Raw genomic sequence first — 20980 nt, 5'->3', positions numbered from 1 at the left:
TTAGAATAAGACTGGAATGTTACGCAGAATTTATTTTGTTCAATCGGACGTAAGGTTATGTGTGGAAGGATTTTGGATTCCATGGCGATTTCGCATGGCGTTCGATATAATATAGGCATTGATTGAGAGGAGTTGTGAACTTCTTGAACGACAAGATTTTGCACACTTTAGAATACCGGAAAATTTTAAATACATTGACGCAGTATACCCAAACCTCCATGGGAAGTTTGAGGGCAGAAAGGTTAATGCCAGAGACCGACCTCGAAGCCGTGAAGGATCTGCTCGCGGCCACCGACCAGGCTTACACCGTAGACAGGCTTAAGGGCAACCCGTCCTTCCGCGGCATTACCGACATCAACGATGCTTTGAAGCGGGCCCGAATCGGAGGCACGCTGAATCCGCATGAATTGCTTGCCACGTCGAACACGATTCACGGGTCGCGACGAATCAAACGGTTTATCGCTGCGATTCATGAGGATGAGAAGATTGATATTCTCTTTAATTTAAGCGATCTTATTTCGGAGCAGAAGCCGCTGGAGGATGCCATTCGGCTCTGCATCGATGAAACGGCCGAGGTGCTGGACTCCGCAAGCGCGGAGCTGTCGCAAATTCGGAGGGAGCTGCGAGGCGGAGAGGTACGCATCCGCGAGAAGCTGGAATCCATGATCCGTTCGCAATCGGTGGCGAAGATGCTGCAGGACCAGCTGATTACGATTCGCGGCGACCGATTCGTCATTCCCGTCAAAGCGGAGTATCGCTCCCACTTCGGCGGTATCGTGCACGACCAGTCCGGCTCGGGCGCGACGCTGTTCATCGAACCGGAGTCCATCGTGGCGATGAACAACAAGCTGCGCGAGACCCGGATGCGGGAAGAGCGGGAGATCGAAGTGATTCTGCAGAAGCTGACCGCCCAGGTCGGCGAGCAGGCTGAACTGCTGTCCATCGACGTCGATCTGATCGGGCAGCTCGATTTTATTTTTGCCAAAGCCCGTTTGGCTCATGTGATGAAGGCTTCGCTCCCGCGTATGAACGACAGAGGATATATTAAGCTGCGCAGAGGCAGACATCCGCTCATACCGACGGACCAGGTCGTGCCGCTGGACGTGGAATTGGGCAATTCCTATACCTCCATCATCGTCACGGGCCCGAATACCGGCGGTAAGACGGTTACGCTCAAAACGATCGGTTTATTAAACCTGATGGCGATGTCCGGACTGTTTATCCCGGCCGAAGAAGGCAGCCAGATGTGCGTGTTCGATGCGATCTACGCGGATATTGGCGATGAGCAAAGCATTGAGCAGAGCCTGAGTACCTTCTCCAGCCATATGACCAACATCATCCGCATCTTAAGCCAGATGACGCCGAAGAGCCTGGTCCTGCTCGATGAAGTGGGGGCGGGGACCGACCCGGCGGAAGGTTCGGCTCTGGCGATTTCCATTCTGGAGCATATCCACCGCATGGGCTGCCGCATGATCGCGACGACGCACTATTCCGAATTGAAGGCGTACGCCTATGAACGCAAAGGCGTGATCAATGCCAGCATGGAGTTCGATATCAATACCCTAAGTCCGACTTATCGGCTGCTGGTGGGCGTTCCTGGAAGAAGTAACGCGTTTGCTATTGCAGAACGTCTGGGATTGCCGGGATCCATTCTGGAATTCGCCCGCGGGGAAGTGAAGGAAGAGGATCAGCGGGTGGAGCATATGATTGCGTCCCTCGAGGAGAACCGGCATACCGCTGAAGTGGAGCGTGAGAAGGCGGAACAGGTCCGGAAGGAAATGGAGGAACTGCGTCAACGTCACCAGCAGGAGCTTCAGAAGCTCGAGGAGCAGAAAGACAAACTCGTTGATAAGGCTCGGGCGGAAGCAAGACAGATCGTGGACAAGGCGCGGAGCGAAGCCGAGGAAATCATTGCGGACCTGCGCAAGATTGCCCAGGAGGAAGGGGCTTCCGTTAAGGAGCACAAGCTGATCGCGGCCAGAAAGCGCCTGGATGACGCCGAGCCGCAGCAGGGCAAGAAAACGGGCGGCCAGCGTTCTGCGAAGCAGCAGCGCAGCATCGAGCCCGGGGATGAGGTTCGGGTATACAGCCTGAATCAGAAGGGGCATGTCGTGGAGATGTCCGGCTCGAAGGAAGCCGTCGTTCAGCTTGGCATTATGAAGATGAAGGTCGCGCTGGACGATTTGGAGCTGCTGTCGAATCCGGCGGCCAATGCCAAGCAGGCACCGAAACAGCATGCCACCGTCCTGAAGCGAACCCGCGATGCCAACATCCGGAATGAGCTGGATTTAAGGGGAGCGAACCTGGAAGAAGCGTTGATCGAGGTGGACCGGTTCATTGATGAGGCGTTTTTGGGGAATCTGGGACAGATCTACATCATTCACGGCAAGGGAACCGGCATTTTGCGAACCGGCATTCAGGATTATTTGCGCAAGCACAAACATGTCAAGAGCCATCGTTTAGGCAATTACGGCGAAGGCGGCAATGGCGTTACGATTGCCGAGTTGAAATAAGAAATCAGGAACCGTTTTCTCCTTCAATCGTATAACATATCATCAATAGGGTTCAGAACGACGGGATGCGAAAGGTGCCGCATCCCGTTTATCAGGGAGGAAATAAGGGAATGACGGAAGCGATTGATCATTTGCTGACCCATCCGCTTGGGGTGCTCGTCGGCTATTTCTCGGTTGCGATACTTGCACTTATTGTTTACTTGTATTGCTTTGAATTGGTTACCAAGTACAATTGCTGGGATGAAATACGCAAAGGAAATGTTGCCGCGGCCATGGCGACCGGCGGCAAGGTCTTTGGCATTTGTAACGTGATGCGGTATAGCATCACGGCTAATACGTCCATTTACGGCATGATTAAATGGTCGTTCTTCGGGTTTATACTGCTTTTATTGGCTTATTGGCTGCTTGAATTCTTGACGCCTGTGTTTTCGGTCGATGAAGAGATTGGCAAGGATAATCGGGCAGTGGGCCTGATCGTGCTTCTTATCACCGTATCTTTGTCTTACATTATTGGAGCGAGCATTACTTAAGGGCTTCGGGAGGAAAAGAACGATGAAATATTTACCGAGGATATTGTTTGCGGCAGCCATGATTTTTTTCGTGGCAGGTATTGTATACTTAATGTCTCAATAAAAATAACGTAAACAGGGCCATTCATGGCCGTTTGAATAAAGAAAGGGATGAATGACCGATGGAACCGACGGTTTGCCCATGGTGCCAAAGTGAGATTGTATGGGATGAGGAGATAGGTCCCGAGGATACCTGTCCTCACTGCGCGAATGAGCTTAAAGGCTACCGCACATTGAATATCGCATTGCAAGATGAAGATGAAGATGAAGAGGACGTCGTGGAGGAATATGAAGAGGCTTATGAGCCTTCCGACGAGGAGGCGCGCGATCTTCATCGCATCTGGGGCTCCGACCATGAATCGCTGTCATCGCTTCGCACCGTGGATAAGTACGGGGAAGATCACGATCTTTTTGCATTCGAGGAGACGGTGGAGGGGATCCTGGACCAACAAGAGGAAGTACCCGAGTGTCTGCATTGCCGAGAGTATATGCTCCATGCAGGAACGCAGCACGTGAGCGGAGAAGGCTTCCAGCCGGTTCACGCACCCTTGATCCAAGCTCCCATTCTGCAGCCACCGTACGATCTGAACGTTTATGTATGTCCCGGATGCTTCCATGTGCAGTACAATTTGGCAGAGAACGACCGGCTTCGGATGATCAAGAGTTTTATCCATAAAAAGGAATAGAGTTGCGGAGCGGCGCTGTTGCCGATCCCGCGGATGACTTAAGGAAACTGCCGGCGGCGGTTTCCTTTTTTTTGTTCATGAAGTGGAGCGCGAAGGGGTAAAATACCTTGGACTTCAAGTGAAAGGGCAAGGGAGGAACTGTATATGAAGTTGACAAAGGACCCCCAGGCTATGCTTCTGTTATCGGTTCATGGGTTGTTTATTCTATCGAGCGCATTGTCGGGTACGTTCCTCAACGTATACTTATGGAAAAGCCGCCAGGATTACACCATGCTCGGCTGGTTCACGATTGCGCAGCAGGTGGCGCTTGGCCTGACGTTCTGGGCCGCCGGCAAATGGGTGAAGGAGCATAACAAAATGAATGCGCTTCGCCTGGGAATTGCCGTGTCCGGCTTGTTTTATCTATGCGTGCTGTGGGCAGGGAGGGACGCCGTCCATTACATTTGGCCGCTCGGCCTGCTGTTCGGTGTGTCTTTAGGATTGTTCTGGTTGGCCTTTAATGTGGTTTACTTCGAGGTTTCGAGTGCGGAGAACCGGGACTGGTTTAATGGCTGGATCGGGCTCCTGGGCTCCATAACGGGGATTATCGGTCCGTGGCTGGCAGGCTGGATCATCACGCTGATGCATGGGGATCAGGGCTATCGGTTTATTTTTACCGTGTCGATGGCCATCTTCGCCGTAACGGTGGTCATGAGCTTTTTTCTGCGCAAAAGGCCGGTTCAAAGCGATTATCACTGGCTGGAAGGGGTAAGCCGCCTCAAGGAGGGCGGGGTTTGGAAATACGCGGTATTAGGCTTGGCTGTTCAGGGAATCCGGGAGGGCGTGTTCTCCTTTCTCATCACGCTGCTTGTTTTCGTGGCAACGGATCAGGAGTCCAAACTGGGGCAATTCGCGTTGATTACTTCGGCCGTTTCACTGGTCAGCTACTGGGCCTGCGGGAAATGGTTCAAGCCCAAATTCCGTAAAACCGGCATGCTGGTTGGTTCCGTATTGATGCTGATTGTCATCATGCCGCTGCTATTTACGGTCAACTACACTACGCTGCTGGTGCTGGGAATCGGGACGTCGCTCTTCATTCCGCTGTACATGATGCCGGCTATATCGGCCAGCTTCGATCTCATGGGCGTGAATCAGGAAAACGTGGAGAAGCGGGTGGAGCTGGTCGTGCTCCGGGAACTCAGTCTGACGATAGGCCGAATTACGGGCTTGCTTGTTTTCATTCTTGTACTGTCATTCAGGCAGGATACGTTAACGATAACATTGCTGCTGCTGTTTCTGGGGGCATCCCCCATCGGATCTTGGTTGTTCATACGAAAGCTGTTTCCTAGCAAAGGACAAGCCGCCTGAGCCTGATGGCATCGATGTGAGTCAGGGAGATCATGCAATGAGCGAAAGTTGGATAACGCAGGTCAGCGACGTTTTTTAAAATAGAAGGCCGCGACGCGGAGGCAAATCGTACAAATGCAAAGAAGGTATCTCCAAGGCCGCAGGGCCTGTTAGGGGATACCTTCTTAATTTATGTGAAGTTCAGGTCGATCGGACGCCTCAGCGAGAACCATTTCAGTTCTTCGGGCTCTCTGCCGGCAATCGTCTCGGCCAGGAGATCGGCGGCGATCATGCTGTAAACCATACCGTTTCCGCCATAAACCTCGATGAAGTAGCTGTGCGGATACTGCGGATGTCTGCCGATCAGCGGGATGCCGTCTTTGGTGGAGGCAAACACGCCAGCCCAGCTGCATGCCATTTTCAGGTCCGTCATCGTAGGGAACAGCTTATGAATTTCATTCAGCAGTCTCTGACTTCTTGGCTCGGCGTATTCCTCCGGTTTGCCTGAAGGAGGCAGCGGCTCATCCAGTCCACCGGCCATGATCCGCCGGTCCGGCGTTGTCCGGAAATAGAGATATGGACGGTCGGTCTCCCATATGAGAGCCCGCTCATACCACGAAGACAGATCGTGAACAGGCTCGGTCATAATGGCATAGGTATTGAGGAGATCCACTTGATAATCCGGCTTCCATTCTTGGGTGCTGTACCCGGTAGCCCAGATCACGTGTTTGGCTGAAACGCTTCCCTGATCCGTCATGACGGTGACATCGTTGTGTGTATACCTGGTTTCTTTCACTTCGCTGTTTTCATAAATTCGCAGTCCCTGATCGCCGGCATCTTGAAGAAGATGATGTCCGAGACGGTAGGGATTGACTTCGGCATCGCCGCGGGTATAGATGGCGGCTTCCTTTGAGAACGGAAATTTAGCCTTCACATCATCGCGGTTCCAGTACTGCACGTCGAAGCCCTTGCGTTTGAGGAGGTCATACTCATGACGAATCAAGCCGATATCTTGAGGGTTGCTGGCATAGTAGAGGCTGCTTCGAGAGATCAACCCGGAATCCCTTGACAACGTATTCGCGATTTCAGTGAGCCGACGTATGGCATTTCTGCACATCATGTAGAAGGCGGTACCCCGGTCCTCGCCAAAATGTTGAATCAAATTCGAAAGGGGACAGTCGTTGGAGATTTGCAGCAGTCCCGTATTGGCGGAAGTGCTGCCCTCGCATACTCGACTTTTCTCCAGGAGAATGGCGTCGACGCCTTGCACGCTCAGGACATAGGCCATCAGGGCACCGCTGATACCGCCTCCGACGACCAGCACGTCGCAGCTAAGCCGGTCCGAGAGCACGGGGTATTTTTTTACCGGTTCGGTGTTTAAATATTTCCAGGGCGTTGTTCCGCCGGTCAGTAACATGATCCATCCCCTCCCATCGTCACATCGCAATTAGTTTGGTCGTTCCTTCCGCATTTCATGACATCTTGCGACATAGATTTGTACAACGGTGGCATACTAGGTCCTGTCAACCTAAATGGAAAGGGGAACAACGAACCGTATGACATCCAATCAGCAATTACAGCCTCTCACTTCAAAAGAGCTGGATTATATCGTGGACTGCATCTCCAACGAGACCATGCTGGCCAAGCATTGCGCCGCTACGGCGGCAGCCAGTCAGAACCCTGCCATTCAGCAGGCACTGCTCGGATTCGTCAAGCGACATGAGCAGCATCTTGATATGTTGGTGAACTCCCTTCAGACCCACAGCAGCGTTGCGCCCAACCAGCCGCAGTAAGCAGACAGTGCATAACCTACAACCCAAAGGAGGAACTACGATGGCAACCCCTAACGGATCTTCATTCCTGCCCGAAGAGGATTTGCTCAGCCCGATACTGGGAGAACTGAAACGGGCCGTTCGAGAATATACGACAGCCACGACGGAAGCCACTTGCCCTGACGTGCGTCAAATGTTTACCAATTTGACCACGGATACGCTGAGTCTGCAAGGCGAATTCTTTAATATGATGAAGCAGCAGAACATGTACACCGCAGGCACGCATGCGCTGAAATACGATGTGGACAAGCAGCATAAACAAGCGCAGCAGTCCGTACAAAAAACTCGGGAAACGATAAATCAAAAAACTTCAAGCATGGGCGCGTATGCGCACAATCCGAACGTTGAGCCCCATGCAACCAATGTATCCCCTGCTTCTTATATGTAATGTAACCCAACCATCTATGGTTAACGCAACGATTTCGCCGATGACACCTCCAGCATTCGCTGCGGGCATGCATCGGTTTTTTTCTTTTGCACATCCCGTGTAAGTTATTGTAATATAAGTATTAATCTCTGTTCCGACAAAACCGTGTGTCATGAGCGGTTATTCGGAATAAGTGCTGGAGGATACGTACATGGAAGAGCTAAGCGAATTGAAACTGAAGGTGCTTGACCTGCTGAAAGAGGACGCGAGAAGATCGCCGGCTCTACTCTCTACTCTACTCGGTGTAGAAGAGGAAGAAGTAAAGACCTCCATTGCGGAGCTTGAACGAGATCACGTCATTGTCAAGTACGCCACCGTTGTCAATTGGGGCAAGGTGGAGGACGAGAAGGTTACGGCGCTGATCGAGGTTCAGATAACGCCTGAGCGCGGAAGAGGCTTTGAAGGAATCGCGGAACGGATTTATTTGTTCCCGCAGGTAAAGTCGGTTTATTTGATGTCAGGCGCCTACGACCTGCTGGTCGAAGTGGAAGGCGGTAACCTGCGTGAGGTGGCCAATTTTGTTTCCGAGAAACTGTCGCCTATTGATTCTGTATTATCGACCAAAACGAATTTCATTTTAAAAAAATATAAACAAGACGGGATTATTTTTGAAGAACGTCAAGAAGACAATCGTCTCCTGATCTCGCCGTAAAGGAAGCGTGTGCTATGATTTTGAACGAACAGCAGCTTGCAGAAAATAACAGGAAATCGATGAGCTCCTATTTGGCGCCTAGAGTCAGGGATATTCAACCCTCCGGAATCCGGAAATTTTTCGATCTCGTCAGCGGAAACAAGGATATTATCACGCTAGGCGTCGGGGAGCCTGATTTCGTTACGCCGTGGCATGTACGAGAAGCGTGCGTATATTCATTGGAACGCGGGTTTACGGGCTATACGTCCAATGCCGGCATGCCGGAGCTGAGGGAAGCGATCGCGGAATATTTGAACGACAGCTTTCATGTGACCTATAATCCTGCGAATGAAATCATCGTAACCGTGGGCGGCAGTGAAGCGATTGATCTGGCGCTGCGGGCCTTGATTGTTCCCGGAGATGAAATTCTGATTCCGGAACCGTGTTACATTTCGTATTCGCCGATCGCTTCAATCGGCGGCGGCGTGCCCGTCGGCATCGAAACGACGGCGGAGCATCATTTCAAACTGACGGCCGAGGCGCTGGAAGCGCAAATCACGCCCAAATCAAAGATTCTGATTCTCTGTTATCCGAGCAATCCGACAGGGGCGATCATGACCTACGAGGATTGGCTTCCGATTGCGGAAGTGGTGGAAAAGCACGATCTGATTGTGATTTCAGATGAAATTTATGCCGAGCTCACGTATGAAGGCAAGCATGTCAGCTTTGCCTCGATGCCCGGCATGATGGACCGCACCATACTGGTGAGCGGCTTTTCGAAGGCGTTTGCTATGACCGGCTGGCGTATGGGATATGTGTGCGCCCATACGGATCTCATTGCCGCCATGCTGAAAATTCATCAGTATACGGTCATGTGTGCACCGGCCATGGGGCAAGTCGCCGCGCTTGAAGCATTGCGTAACGGCATGGGGGAGAAGGACCGAATGGTTGAATCCTATAACCAGCGGCGCAGACTCGTTGTGCAGGGGCTGCGGGAGATCGGTCTGGATTGCCACGAACCCCAGGGAGCGTTCTACGCCTTCCCAAGCATCAAGGGAACGGGACTCGGCTCTGAAGAGTTTGCTCAGCGATTGCTGACCGAAGCCAAAGTGGCCGCAGTGCCGGGCACTGCTTTCGGGCTTGGCGGGGAAGGTTTCATTCGCTGTTCTTATGCTACATCCATTGCTCAACTAAATGAGGCATTGGAGCGAATGGGCAATTTTGTTGAAAAAATAAAGTAGGCAAGGAATTCGTTGAACTTTTTCCTTGAATTAACAAAAGATTCACTTTTCATTGACGAAAATTATGTTATAATTTTATTTTGGGGGCAGAATTTTACTTTCCAAGGAGGGATCACCAGTGTTTTGTGATTATGAATTGTCAAACTACCGTGGTGATTATACGGCTGAAGACAATAATCACGGTAAATGGTCAATTAAATCAGCCAAATCCACTCCTCAGGAAATTACCTTGGAAGACGAAATTCACATGCTCCGCCGGAAGATGGAGCAAATATTTTTGGAAGAGCAGTCCTTCACGTCGGAAATTGTGATCGAGATCAGCAGTTTGCTGGATCTGAAGATCAACGAATATATGAAGGCCCATCCCAAAAAGAAACTCTAAAATATTTCACCATTAAATAATACAAGGCTGTTCCTAGAGTGAGAATACTCGTGGTTCAGCCTTGTTTGTGTTTAAATCCAAACGCCAACCTAAAGCACTTCCCTCAGGCATTATCGGCCTTGGGTTTATTCGGCCGCAGCGGGAACGTGATCCGAAATTATGCTATAGTGAGCATAATAAGATGTTAAGGTGTTCGTTCAAGATATGAAATGGAGGAAGATGTGATGAAGGTATATACAAGAACGGGAGATGCGGGGGAGACTTCGATTATTGGCGGTCGCGTGCCCAAGGATGATCCGCGCATCGAAGCGTACGGCACGATCGATGAATTGAACAGCTTTGTCGGTCAGGCCGTGTGCTTGGCCAAGGAAGCCGATTTTGAGGAGCTGTATCTTCAGCTCGTTCAAATCCAGCATGAACTGTTCGATTGCGGCTCGGATCTGGCTTATGCTAGGCCGCGGGAGGATAAACTCAAGGTCGGTGCCGAGCTTGTGGATCGTCTGGAGGCGTGGCTGGATGCATTCGAAGAGAAGAACCCTCCGCTTGAGCGCTTTATTCTGCCGGGCGGAAGCGCCTTGTCTTCTTCGCTGCATGTATGCCGGACCGTATGCCGCCGCGCAGAAAGGTTGACCGTTACGCTGCAGCGAACCACCGAGATCAATCCGGAGGTCCGCCGGTACTTGAACCGGTTGTCCGATTATTTCTTTGTTGTCGCACGGGCAGCCAATGTGCATGCCGGGATACCTGATGTTGAATATGAGCGAAGCGGAAAGGTGTTCCGGTAATAGATGAGTCTGTACTATCCGCCAATCCGCTATGTCGTGCCTTCACACGAAGACGGCATGCTGCTTAAGACCATTTTGCAAAAAAGAATGGGGGTATCCCGCAAGCTGCTCTCCCGCCTCAAATTGACGGAGCAGGGCATTATGCTGAACGGGACCCGCGTATATATTAGCGTTAAAGTGCAAGCGGGCGATTTGGTCGAAATTCGGATGGAGCAGGAACGTTCCAACGATATGCTGCCCCAGCCCATGGAACTTCATATTCTGTACGAGGATGAGCATCTGCTTGTCTTGAACAAGCCGGCAGGGGTCATCGTGCATCCGACGCATGGGCATTACACCGACACGCTGGCCAACGGGGTCGTTCATTATTGGCAGGAGAAGGGCTGGAATTACCGGTTCAGAGCGGTTCACCGGCTCGATCAGGAGACTTCCGGCGTACTGGTAATCGCGAAGAATGCGTATATTCATCAGCATGTTTCCGAACAAATGATTGCCGGCACCGTCGATAAGAGGTATGTCGCTTTTGTGCATGGAAGACCTTCTTCGCAGACAGGCGATATTGACGGTCCGATTGATCGGGATCCGTTGGAGCCCCACCGGCGCATCGTAACTCCGGAAGGATATCCTTCGCTTACGCGGTATAGGGTATGCGAAACTTACCCCTCTGCATCCTTGGTGGAATTGAAGCTCGAAACAGGCCGGACGCATCAAATTCGGGTGCATATGCTAAGCATCGGTTGTCCATTGATCGGAGATCAGATGTACAGGCATCCCGTATACAGCGAACAGGGATTGTTACCGGATGCGCCGGAGAGGGATGAGGATTCCAATGGGGCCGTCGGGTCTTTGGATCCGTTAGCCGCAACGATCATGAGGCTGGACGGCTATATGGACAGGCAGGCGCTGCATGCGGCAAGCCTGACGCTGATGCATCCGATTGAGGGGAAGACGATGGTATTCACGGCCCCGCTACCTGAGGACATGAAATCATTGAGATTAGCGCTCGCGCAAGAAGCTGTCACTTCATTATGTAACACTACAACATTAGAGGGAGAACCTATTGAATGAGCAAACTGAAAGTATATCAATATCCGAAATGCGGGACTTGCCGTAACGCCGTGAAATGGCTGCAGAACGAAGGACATGAGCTGGAGCTTCAACATATTTTCGAACAACCGCCAAAGAAGGATGAGTTAGCCGACCTGATCGCCAAGAGCGGACTGGAGCTAAAGAAATTTTTCAATACGAGCGGCGAGGTATACAAGGAAATGAACCTGAAAGACAAGCTGCCCGGTCTTTCCGATGAGGAGAAGATCGAACTGTTGTCTTCCAACGGAAGATTGATCAAGCGTCCGATCGTGACCGACGGCAGCAAAGTAACCGTCGGCTTCAAAGCGGAGCAATATCAGGAGGCATGGCAGAAGTAACGGTCGTTTTTGGGACATGACAGACACAAAAGACAAACTGCGGCAGTGATTGATTACGAGAGTCGCGGAATCGGTTTGCCGAAGGGCAGCCATTCGCCGGTAACGATGTCGTCCTGCTGATGAAGGCAGAGCATTCCATGGTTTTTCGACCATCGGAATGTTCTTTTTTTTTTTGAACAGCCCACGATAGGAAATTCAAAGAAATACCCTGTGACAAGCCCAAGTCCATATAAGGATATGGTATAATGACAAGGTATATTTTAAGGTTATACCAGAGAAGTTAAAGTTAGGAGCGATCATGACCGTGATACCCAATCCACAACCATCCTTAATGCTCGTCGACGGGATGGCTTTATTATTTCGTGCTTATTATGCAACCGCGTCCAGCGGTTATATCCGCCGTACCAAAGCGGGCGTGCCGACCAACGCGATTTACGGTTTCCTGCGGTATATGTGGGATGCTATCGATAAATTTCAGCCTACCCATGTGGCTTGCTGCTGGGATATGGGCTCAAAAACATTCCGTACGGAGCAATTCGCCTCGTATAAAGGCAATCGTCCGGAAGCGCCGGATGACTTGGTTCCGCAGTTCTCGCTGGTTCGCGACGTGACGGAATGCCTCGGGATCCCGAATCTGGGCGTTGTGGGTTATGAGGCCGATGACTGCATCGGTACGCTTGCCAGACGGTTCGGCGATAGCATGAACGTCATGATCCTGTCGGGCGACCACGATTTGCTTCAGCTCGTGAACGATTCGACTTCGGTCATCATTATGAAAAAGGGGCATGGCAATTATATGCACTATACACCGGAGACGCTTTATGCCGAAAAGGGTCTTTCTCCAAGACAGGTGATCGATGTGAAAGGCCTGATGGGAGATACGAGCGACAATTATCCGGGCGTACGCGGGATCGGCGAGAAGACGGCTGTCAAGCTGATCCAGGAATATGAATCCGTGGAAGGCATCCTTGCCAATCTCGATTCATTGACCAAAGGGGTTCGCACCAAGATCGAAGCGGATTTGGAGATGCTGCATCTGTCCCGGGCCCTGGCCGAAATTCATTGCGAGGTTCCAATGGAATGCGAGCTCGATTTGTGCCGCCTGAGCGTGGATCACGAACGTGCGTTAACCAAACTGGAGGAGCTGGAAATGAAGAGTCTTGGCCATCTTTTTGGGGTGGCGGTGGTTTCCTAGCCGCTTCGGTCGAAGGTGTCGTACCGGAGACATCCGCAGCAGGCCGGGGCACTTCTTCAATTCACCAGGAAGCCTGAAATCAGCGGCGTCTTCATGGTGGCTGGATTGTGTTTGTGGAGCCGTCGTCGTGACCATGACGAAAATGCTCGGCTCGGGTTGCCGGAATGGCAGTCGATAAAAACATCACTGCTGTCCAGCATCAGTGCCTTTATACTGGGATCAGCGGTGGCACGCTGGATGTCCCGGCGCGCGTTTGTCGGCAGAACGGCCGGCGAAACGCAGCTGATGCTCCTGCCAATGGTGGTAGGCTTTCCGTCCGCTAATGGTACTGAGCAGAAACAGCTGGATCCGCGCTGCCGCAGGTCCGCGAGGCAGGCGTATCGGCGTTCTTTCTGGCTTTTGCCGGAGGTTTAGGCGAATTTGATGCAACCTGGATGGGTTGCAAGCAATATACCGTGCGTCACGCAAACGCTGCCCACGGCGATTTACGTTGCGGTTAGCAATGGCGAAAGCGGGCCGGCATGGGCGTGGCGACGGTTATTGTTTTGTTCTCATGGCTGTTACTCCCGCGTCTCGGAACGGGCAGAGTCAGAGAAAGAGGCAGGCAGACTTGACGGGAGCACAATGTTTACATATGCTTCGAATAGAGCTTGTTAGCAACCATATAGAGAACAAGGCACAGCACATCGTGGAGAGGATGGAAGAAGCATGAGTTTACTTGGAGCAATTGAAGCAGGAGGAACCAAGTTTGTTTGCGGCGTGGGTACGGAGGATGGAACGGTTGTGGAGCGAGTGAGCTTTCCGACGACAACCCCTGAAGAAACCATGGCAAACGTCTTTAACTTTTTTGCGGATAAGGATATAGAGGCGATCGGAGTCGGTTCGTTCGGACCAATTGACCCGGTGAAAGGCAGCCCGACCTATGGCTGCATTACAACGACGCCGAAGCCGCATTGGAGCAATTACAATATCGTCAAAGCATTGGAAGAGCGTTTTGACGTTCCGATCGGATTTGATACGGATGTAAACGGAGCGGCTCTTGGAGAATATACGTGGGGGGCGGCCCAGGGACTGGACAGCTGTCTTTATATCACTATCGGAACGGGAGTGGGAGCAGGCGCCGTGGTATCCGGCGAACTGATTCACGGCCTGTCCCATCCTGAGATGGGGCATATCTACGTCCGCCGTCATCCGGAAGACCAATATGAAGGGACCTGTCCTTATCATGCAGACTGTTTGGAGGGGCTTGCTGCGGGACCGTCTCTTGGCAAACGCTGGGGTGTTCCCGGCGTGGAATTGACGCCGGATCATCCGGCTTGGGAGATGGAAGCTTATTATCTCGCTCAAGCGCTGATGAATTATGTCCTCATCTTGTCCCCTCAGCGGATCGTGATGGGTGGAGGCGTGATGAAGCAGGAGCAGCTGTTCCCGCTGATCCGCACGAAGCTTCAAGAGCTGCTGGCAGGATATGTTCAGCATCCAAGCCTTCATGACGGGATCGATCAATTCATCGTTCCGCCGATGCTCGGCGATAATGCGGGTCTCTGCGGCGCATTGGCATTGGCCAAGCTGGCAGTGGATGAAGCCAAAAGCATTCAAGCTTAGCCTGATTTCTTATATAGGGCAAGTTCAAAATGGATTGGATTCTATTACAGATTATGGTATTATAGTTTCAACAGTATAATGTATGGAACGAAGGAAGCACCTTTCTTGCCGCTGCGCGGAGGAGAGGTGCTTTTTTGCGTTGTTCCGCCTTTATGCTGATTGCGTAAACGGGAGGTTATCGAGGGATGCAAATTGTGTTCATGAATCGGATGAGCGGAGCGGATGAGTCAGGTCATCTCCGTTCGGCCCAAGTATGGATCGGCGAGGAAGAAGGAGGATGGCGACTCGGCTGGCGGAATATGGAACCGGACGGTGAAGTTTCCGATGACGAATGGTATGAAGGCAACTCATGGAATGAGCTGCTATGCGTGTATCGGCACCAGCTTGCGAAGAAGCTCGGAGAAGGCTTCCGCCCGCTAATCAAAGGGGTATTCCATGAACCGGGGGAGACCGTGAGCAAAAATCTCGGCACTCAGAAACTGCAGTGTTACAGCGAGCTGTATGGATCGGAGGAGCTGTACACGGAGTTGTGCGCCTGGCGCAGGAGAAAGGCAGCATCCGGAAGAAAAGCGCCCTATTTCATTGCCAGCAACCGGGTGCTGCGCATGATCAGCGCCTTTGTTCCCCAGAGTGAGGAAGAGCTGCTGCAGCTTCCGGGAATCGGGGTTAGCAAGGCTTCGGAGCACGGGGTGGAATGGCTGGAGATTACGACGAAAACCGAGCGAACCACAACGTTTCCACTGGATTGGGTGTATACGCAGCTGCCGGAAGAGGAGTTCTTGTCCTGGCTGTATAAACAGAAGGAACAGAGATATCAGCAGGAACTTGAACGCTTCCGAACCCGCCGTGCGATGCTGATTGGCATAGCCGAGGGCGCTTCGTTGACCGAGCTTGAAGCGCGTACCTCGCTGTCGCGTCGGGATTTGGTCGAGGAGTTGGAAGGGCTTGAGAAGGAAGGCTATGATACGGAGCAGCTGCTCCAGGTCGAATTGAACACGATGACGGCTGCGGAGCAGGAAAACGTATGGAAGGCGTTTGAAGAGTTGGGCGATACGTTTCTTAAACCTGTGTTACAGCGGGTATACGGACAGGGACAAGCCGAGAACGCAGAATCAGAAGAGCTGGGCGGAACGGAGAGGCTGTATGAGCGGCTTCGTCTCATACGGATCCGCTTTCGGCGGGATCAGCCCGGCAAAGCGAATGCCGGTTAATCTGCCTTAAACAAAGTCAGGACGGATTCTCCCGGTTGCAGGGAGATCCGTCCTGATGCTAATTCGCCGTGCTTGTAGATTGAGTTTGAGTTGCGGCGGTTCGTATGAACCGTTGTGATCCGGCCAATACTCGCCCCTTTTGACCAGGGTGTCTTATATCCAATCCTTTTTACGGAACAGATAAAACATGAGCGCGCCAGCAAAAACCATGATGCCGATAACCACATAATAGGAATATCTCCAATGAAGTTCCGGCATATACTCAAAGTTCATGCCGTAGATGCCCGTAATCAGCGTCAATGGAATAAAGATCGTTGTAATAGCGGTAAACACGCGCATGATTTCATTGGCCCGATTGGCGATACTGGATTGGTAGGCTTCCCGAAGGTTCCCCATGAGATCCCGATAGGTCTCGAACGTTTCGGAGATTTTAACGGCATTTTCATAGATATCGCTGAAGTATTTCTGCAGCTGGTCATCGATCAGCCGAAGATCTTTTTTGTTGAGCGTATTGATAACTTCCTTCTGAGGTCCAAGCACCTTTTTCAACCAAAGAATCTCGCTTCGCAGACCGATGATTTCGCTGAGATGGGATTTTTTGGTATGCATCAGAATGTCTTCCTCCAGCTTTTCAATCCGCGCTTCAATTCGGTCCCCTACGGAGAAGTAGTTGTCCGTGACGAGGTCGATCAAGAGATAGAGGAAGCGGTCAGGCGTGCTGACTTCATCCTCCCAGAGGAGCGGTTTGACGGTGCGAAGCTCATGGATCTTTTGCTTGGTCACCGTAATAATAAAATGCCTGCCCAGGAAAACATTCAATGCCCGAAGGAAAATCTCTTCGTCGTCAAACCGGATGCTGTTCACGACGATAAAATAGTGGTTCTCGTATATTTCAATTTTGGGACGCTGCTCCTCTTCGCTGAGGCAATCCTCAACGGCAAGATCATGCAGGGAGAAGAGGGGCTGCAGTTCGGCTAAATCATCCACGTCCGCATCCAGCCAGTAGAAGCCGCTGGCCGGAGCTGTCAGCGTCATTTCGATGTCATCAACAGGGGTAAATACGCCCGAATCGACCAACCGGATTTTCATCTGATATCACTCCTTTGTCTAATCCAAGCTGCTTAAGTCAAGCAGTTAAGGCACAGGATATCAGCCCACCGGTGTACGGGCATAAATCGAGGAAGGTTAGAATACGATAAAAAGCGCATGAAAAATAACGCTGCCCTCTGCCGGTAAGCTGATCTTGATCCTATGCGGTTGTGCGTCTTGTGCATCCAGTTTCTGGCTCGGGTCACCGTCCATCTTCCATGTCACCTCTTTCATACTCGGTTTTAAACAGCACTTGTCTAGTATAACGCCGGGTGTAGGACCTTTCAAGTGAAATCCGGAGCAGTCCAAGGGCCATGATATAGGGTATGGAAACCTTTGGTGAAGTGTGACAAACTCATGAAAAGGTTCTTGACGAAAAATTGAGGATGATTTAAAGTAGGTATCAATTACGAAACAATTTCAAACAACTGAATAAAGCGAAATCTTATCAAGAGCAGGTGGAGGGACTAGCCCTATGAAACCCGGCAACCGGCGGCAACATCGCACGGTGCTAATTCTTGCAGGAGATACGACGATTGTATAAGCCGTTGTATAGCCTGACAGATGAGAGAGGCGCATTGTGATACGTATATGATGACCTTTCTCTACTTCGAGAAAGGTCTTCTTGCGTTTATACAGTCTAACGCTCTTTCTCACAGCTTTATGGATGTATCATTTCATATTTCGAAGGAGTGAGCCGAGATGCCAATTAAAATTCCGGATGCCCTGCCGGCAAAGGAAGTTCTGGCTGGAGAAAACATTTTTGTCATGGATGAGAGTCACGCGTTTCATCAGGATATCCGCCCGCTGCGGATTGCGATCCTGAATTTGATGCCAACCAAGGAAACGACGGAGACCCAGCTGCTGCGATTGATCGGCAACTCCCCGCTCCAGGTGGATGTCGTCCTTCTTCACCCGAGTTCCCACGTATCGAAGAATACGTCGGCCGAGCATTTGAAATCATTTTACAAAACCTTTGAAGAAGTGAAGAACCGTCGTTTTGACGGCATGATCATTACAGGAGCTCCGGTCGAGCAGCTGGAGTTCGAAGAAGTGAATTACTGGGATGAGCTTACTGAAATTTTTGAATGGACCAAGACCCATGTAACCTCCACGCTCCATATCTGCTGGGCGTCGCAAGCCGGGCTTTATTATCATTACGGCGTGCCGAAATACAGCCTCGAGGAAAAGTGCTTTGGCGTATTTCCGCATACGATCAATGAAGCGTGTACCAAGCTGCTCCGCGGATTTGACGAAATGTTCTTTGTTCCGCATTCCCGTCATACGGAAGTTCGGCGCGAAGACATAACAGGCGTGGATGATTTGGTCATCCTGTCCGAGTCCGAGGAAGCAGGGATTTATTTGGTATCCAGCCGGGACGGCAAGCAGATTTTTGCCACAGGGCATTCCGAGTATGATGCGGACTCCCTGAAATGGGAGTATGACCGGGACGTTGCCAAAGGCATGGACATCGCGCTGCCGCGCAACTATTACCCGAACGACGATCCAACAAGAACGCCTCCGTCCATATGGCGCGCGCATGCAAACTTATTATTCACTAATTGGCTCAATTACTATGTATATCAGGAAACGCCATATGATATCGGTCCGCAAATTTAACAGCGTACGGGAGGAGAGTTTGTGATGGAGAAGAAACCTTTGAATATAGAGAGCCGGCTGGCACAGATCGGATCGGTGCAGGAACCGGTAACGGGAGCAGTGAATTTTCCGATTTATCAGGCTACGGCATACCGCCATCCTAAATTAGGCCAGAGCACGGGGTTTGATTATGCCCGCACCAAGAATCCGACACGTTCGGTACTCGAGGATGCTTGCGCCGAGCTGGAATCCGGTGACGCCGGCTTTGCCTGCAGCTCGGGCATGGCGGCCCTTCAGACGATTTTTGCGCTGTTCGGTCAAGGCGATCACCTGATTGTGTCGCTTGATCTGTACGGAGGGACGTATCGGCTGCTGGAGCGGATCATGTCCAAGTTCGGGGTAACGGCAACCTACGTGGATACAAACGACTTGGATGCGCTGGAAGGATCCAGACGACCGAACACGAAGGCCGTATTTATCGAAACGCCGACGAATCCGCTCATGATGATTACGGATATCGAAGCCGTCTGTACGTGGGCAAGACGCCATCAATTGATCAGCATCGTGGATAATACGCTGCTAACCCCGTATTTCCAGAGACCCATCGAGCTTGGGGCGGATATCGTCATACATAGCGCCACCAAGTATCTGGGAGGGCATAACGATGTGCTGGCAGGCATCATCGTGACGAAGGGCAAGGAATTATCCGAGGAGATGGCCTTCCTTCATAACTCCATCGGGGCGGTGCTGAGTCCTTCCGATTCCTACCAGTTAATGAGGGGGATGAAGACACTTGCGCTTCGCATGGACCGGCACGAATCGAATGCAACCGCGGTGGCAACCTTTTTGACAACCCACCCGGCGATCGGCGAGGTGTATTACCCTGCTCTGCCGGATCATCCGGGGCATGAGATCCAGAATCGCCAATCCAGCGGCAACACGGGCATCTTCTCCTTCAAGGTGAAGGACGCCCGCTATGTCGAACCGGTGCTGCGGCACATCAAACTGATTGCATTCGCGGAAAGCCTCGGAGGCGTCGAGTCCCTGATGACATACCCGGCGGTCCAGACCCATACGGACATCCCGCTTGAGATTCGGGAAGCGATCGGCGTGGACGACCGCTTGCTTCGGTTCTCGGTCGGCATCGAGCATGCGGATGACCTGATCGCGGATTTGGATGCTGCGCTGGGCGCGGCTATGGCAGAAGTGGAAGGGAGCACGGGAGCATGAGCATCGATAAAGGTCTATCCGGCTTGGGAACGGAAACCAAGCAGGTATCAGTAAAACAGGGACACCAAGAAGAACTTCGTTTCGAGACGAAACTATTGCATTTCGGCGGGGAAATCGACCGGGCAACCGGCGCCTCAAGCGTTCCGATCTATCAAGCCTCGACGTTTCATCATGAAGACGTCTTTAACCCGCCACTGCACGATTACAGCCGTTCCGGCAATCCGACGCGACAGGCGCTGGAAGATTATATCGCCCTCTTGGAAGGAGGCGTGCGCGGCTTCGCTTATGCTTCCGGCATGGCGGCGATCTCCAGCTCGTTCATGCTGCTGTCCGCAGGCGATCACATGATCGTGACGGAGGACGTATACGGCGGAACCTACCGCCTGCTGACCAGCATACTGAGCCGTATGGGCATCGAGAGCACCTTCGTCGACATGACCGATCTGGATCAGGTGAAGGCAGCCCTCAAACCGAATACCAAAGCGGTTTATATGGAAACCCCTTCGAACCCGACCTTGAAAATTACCGACATCGGCGCCGTCACGGATTGGGCGAAGGAGCAAGGCCTGCTTACCCTGCTGGACAATACGTTCATGACGCCGTTCTATCAGCGCCCGATCGAGTTCGGCGTGGATATCGTCATCCACAGCGCAACCAAATTCCTTGGCGGACACAGCGATGTGCTGGCAGGTCTCGCCGTAGCCAGAACCCAGGAGCTGGGAGACCAGTTGAAACAGCTGCAAAATGGTTTGGGCACGGTGCTTGGGGTCCAGGATTCCTGGCTCCTTATGCGGGGCATGAAGACGCTTAGCACTCGGATGGCCCACTCCGAGCAAAGCGCGGCCAAGCTGGCGGCCTGGCTGCAAGGGAGAAGCGACATAGAGCAAGTGTATTACCCCGGCCTCTTGAATCATCCGGGACGGGAAGTCCATGAGAAGCAATCGAGCGGTTACGGCGCGGTCATCTCCTTTGACGTCGGCTCAGGCGAGCGTGCGAAGCAGGTGCTGAACCGCGTGAAGCTGCCGCTGGTAGCCGTCAGCCTGGGAGCAGTGGAGAGCATCCTGTCGTATCCGGCGATGATGTCCCATGCGGCCATGGGCGAGAAGGTTCGGCATGAGCGCGGCATTACCGACGGTTTGCTTCGCTTCTCGGTCGGACTGGAGGATGTGGATGACCTGATTGCCGATTTGGACCAGGCCTTTTCTGCCAGCAACTAAAGATTTTTAAGAAGC

Annotated in this window: 21 protein-coding genes and 1 riboswitch; of the genes, 19 read left to right on the top strand and 2 right to left on the bottom strand. The window is 52.0% G+C overall.

Annotated features, from left to right (window positions below):
• Window positions 1–143: 143 nt before the first annotated feature.
• The 4 genes from GYMC10_RS25315 to GYMC10_RS25300 all read left to right on the top strand — a co-directional run bounded on the left by GYMC10_RS25315 (window position 144) and on the right by GYMC10_RS25300 (window position 5115).
• Complete coding sequence (locus tag GYMC10_RS25315; protein WP_015737140.1) at window positions 144–2513, top strand: endonuclease MutS2; 2370 nt, start codon at window positions 144–146, stop codon at window positions 2511–2513.
• Window positions 2514–2623: 110 nt separating this feature from the next.
• Window positions 2624–3043 carry a DUF350 domain-containing protein gene (locus tag GYMC10_RS25310; protein ID WP_009590305.1) on the top strand — a complete coding sequence of 140 codons (420 nt, stop codon included), beginning with the start codon at window positions 2624–2626 and terminating at the stop codon, window positions 3041–3043.
• Between the two features lie 161 nt (window positions 3044–3204).
• The gene (locus tag GYMC10_RS25305; protein ID WP_015737139.1) at window positions 3205–3768 is read left to right on the top strand and encodes a hypothetical protein; all 564 of its coding nucleotides are present in this window, start codon (window positions 3205–3207) and stop codon (window positions 3766–3768) included.
• Window positions 3769–3906: 138 nt separating this feature from the next.
• A complete protein-coding gene (locus tag GYMC10_RS25300) occupies window positions 3907–5115 on the top strand; it encodes an MFS transporter (protein WP_410002349.1) in 1209 nt (402 codons plus the stop codon).
• A gap of 169 nt (window positions 5116–5284) precedes the next feature.
• On the opposite strand, the gene GYMC10_RS25295 is transcribed toward GYMC10_RS25300, so the two are convergent.
• The gene (locus GYMC10_RS25295; protein WP_015737137.1) at window positions 5285–6511 is read right to left on the bottom strand and encodes an NAD(P)/FAD-dependent oxidoreductase; all 1227 of its coding nucleotides are present in this window, start codon (window positions 6509–6511) and stop codon (window positions 5285–5287) included.
• A gap of 139 nt (window positions 6512–6650) precedes the next feature.
• On the opposite strand from GYMC10_RS25295, the gene GYMC10_RS25290 reads away from it, so the two are divergent.
• From GYMC10_RS25290 to GYMC10_RS25235, 12 genes are all read left to right on the top strand, one after another.
• Complete coding sequence (locus GYMC10_RS25290) at window positions 6651–6887, top strand: hypothetical protein (RefSeq protein WP_015737136.1); 237 nt, start codon at window positions 6651–6653, stop codon at window positions 6885–6887.
• Window positions 6888–6927: 40 nt separating this feature from the next.
• Complete coding sequence (locus GYMC10_RS25285) at window positions 6928–7314, top strand: spore coat protein (protein ID WP_015737135.1); 387 nt, start codon at window positions 6928–6930, stop codon at window positions 7312–7314.
• 190 nt (window positions 7315–7504) lie between these two features.
• Window positions 7505–8005, top strand: coding sequence for an Lrp/AsnC family transcriptional regulator (locus GYMC10_RS25280; protein WP_009590307.1), 501 nt, complete (start codon window positions 7505–7507; stop codon window positions 8003–8005).
• A 14-nt stretch (window positions 8006–8019) separates the two neighbouring features.
• Window positions 8020–9225 (top strand): aminotransferase class I/II-fold pyridoxal phosphate-dependent enzyme, encoded by a 1206-nt coding sequence (locus GYMC10_RS25275; RefSeq protein ID WP_015737134.1) that lies wholly within the window; start codon window positions 8020–8022, stop codon window positions 9223–9225.
• A gap of 118 nt (window positions 9226–9343) precedes the next feature.
• The gene (locus tag GYMC10_RS25270) at window positions 9344–9607 is read left to right on the top strand and encodes an aspartyl-phosphate phosphatase Spo0E family protein (protein ID WP_009590300.1); all 264 of its coding nucleotides are present in this window, start codon (window positions 9344–9346) and stop codon (window positions 9605–9607) included.
• 224 nt (window positions 9608–9831) lie between these two features.
• Window positions 9832–10392 (top strand): cob(I)yrinic acid a,c-diamide adenosyltransferase, encoded by a 561-nt coding sequence (locus GYMC10_RS25265; RefSeq protein ID WP_015737133.1) that lies wholly within the window; start codon window positions 9832–9834, stop codon window positions 10390–10392.
• A 3-nt stretch (window positions 10393–10395) separates the two neighbouring features.
• Window positions 10396–11460 (top strand): RluA family pseudouridine synthase, encoded by a 1065-nt coding sequence (locus GYMC10_RS25260; RefSeq protein ID WP_015737132.1) that lies wholly within the window; start codon window positions 10396–10398, stop codon window positions 11458–11460.
• Window positions 11457–11819, top strand: coding sequence for an arsenate reductase family protein (locus GYMC10_RS25255; protein ID WP_015737131.1), 363 nt, complete (start codon window positions 11457–11459; stop codon window positions 11817–11819). The genes GYMC10_RS25260 and GYMC10_RS25255 overlap by 4 nt, the downstream gene beginning before the upstream one ends.
• 298 nt (window positions 11820–12117) lie before the next feature.
• Window positions 12118–13014, top strand: coding sequence for a 5'-3' exonuclease H3TH domain-containing protein (locus tag GYMC10_RS25250; protein WP_015737130.1), 897 nt, complete (start codon window positions 12118–12120; stop codon window positions 13012–13014).
• A gap of 15 nt (window positions 13015–13029) precedes the next feature.
• On the top strand, window positions 13030–13428 hold the full coding sequence (locus tag GYMC10_RS33150) for a hypothetical protein (protein WP_041622055.1): 399 nt from the start codon (window positions 13030–13032) through the stop codon (window positions 13426–13428).
• 294 nt (window positions 13429–13722) lie between these two features.
• Complete coding sequence (locus GYMC10_RS25240; protein ID WP_015737129.1) at window positions 13723–14619, top strand: ROK family protein; 897 nt, start codon at window positions 13723–13725, stop codon at window positions 14617–14619.
• Between the two features lie 185 nt (window positions 14620–14804).
• Window positions 14805–15830, top strand: a complete 1026-nt coding sequence (locus GYMC10_RS25235; RefSeq protein WP_015737128.1) for an HRDC domain-containing protein — start codon at window positions 14805–14807, stop codon at window positions 15828–15830.
• 153 nt (window positions 15831–15983) lie between these two features.
• On the opposite strand, the gene corA is transcribed toward GYMC10_RS25235, so the two are convergent.
• The gene (corA, locus tag GYMC10_RS25230; protein ID WP_009594304.1) at window positions 15984–16919 is read right to left on the bottom strand and encodes a magnesium/cobalt transporter CorA; all 936 of its coding nucleotides are present in this window, start codon (window positions 16917–16919) and stop codon (window positions 15984–15986) included.
• Window positions 16920–17361: 442 nt separating this feature from the next.
• Window positions 17362–17490: riboswitch (SAM riboswitch) on the top strand.
• 131 nt (window positions 17491–17621) lie between these two features.
• Here corA and metA point away from each other — a divergent pair.
• The 3 genes from metA to GYMC10_RS25215 are packed head-to-tail and all read left to right on the top strand — an operon-like array spanning window position 17622 to window position 20965.
• Complete coding sequence (gene metA, locus GYMC10_RS25225; RefSeq protein WP_015737127.1) at window positions 17622–18539, top strand: homoserine O-succinyltransferase; 918 nt, start codon at window positions 17622–17624, stop codon at window positions 18537–18539.
• Between the two features lie 24 nt (window positions 18540–18563).
• Window positions 18564–19748 (top strand): PLP-dependent transferase, encoded by a 1185-nt coding sequence (locus GYMC10_RS25220; RefSeq protein WP_015737126.1) that lies wholly within the window; start codon window positions 18564–18566, stop codon window positions 19746–19748.
• Complete coding sequence (locus GYMC10_RS25215; protein ID WP_049788738.1) at window positions 19745–20965, top strand: aminotransferase class I/II-fold pyridoxal phosphate-dependent enzyme; 1221 nt, start codon at window positions 19745–19747, stop codon at window positions 20963–20965. The genes GYMC10_RS25220 and GYMC10_RS25215 overlap by 4 nt, the downstream gene beginning before the upstream one ends.
• The last annotated feature ends 15 nt before the right edge of the window (window positions 20966–20980 follow it).

Origin of the sequence: Paenibacillus sp. Y412MC10 (assembly GCF_000024685.1) — a bacterium.
Classification (GTDB): domain Bacteria; phylum Bacillota; class Bacilli; order Paenibacillales; family Paenibacillaceae; genus Paenibacillus_AQ; species Paenibacillus_AQ lautus_A.
Note: the sequence above shows the minus strand (reverse complement) of the source record. Positions and strands in the feature narration are given on the sequence as shown.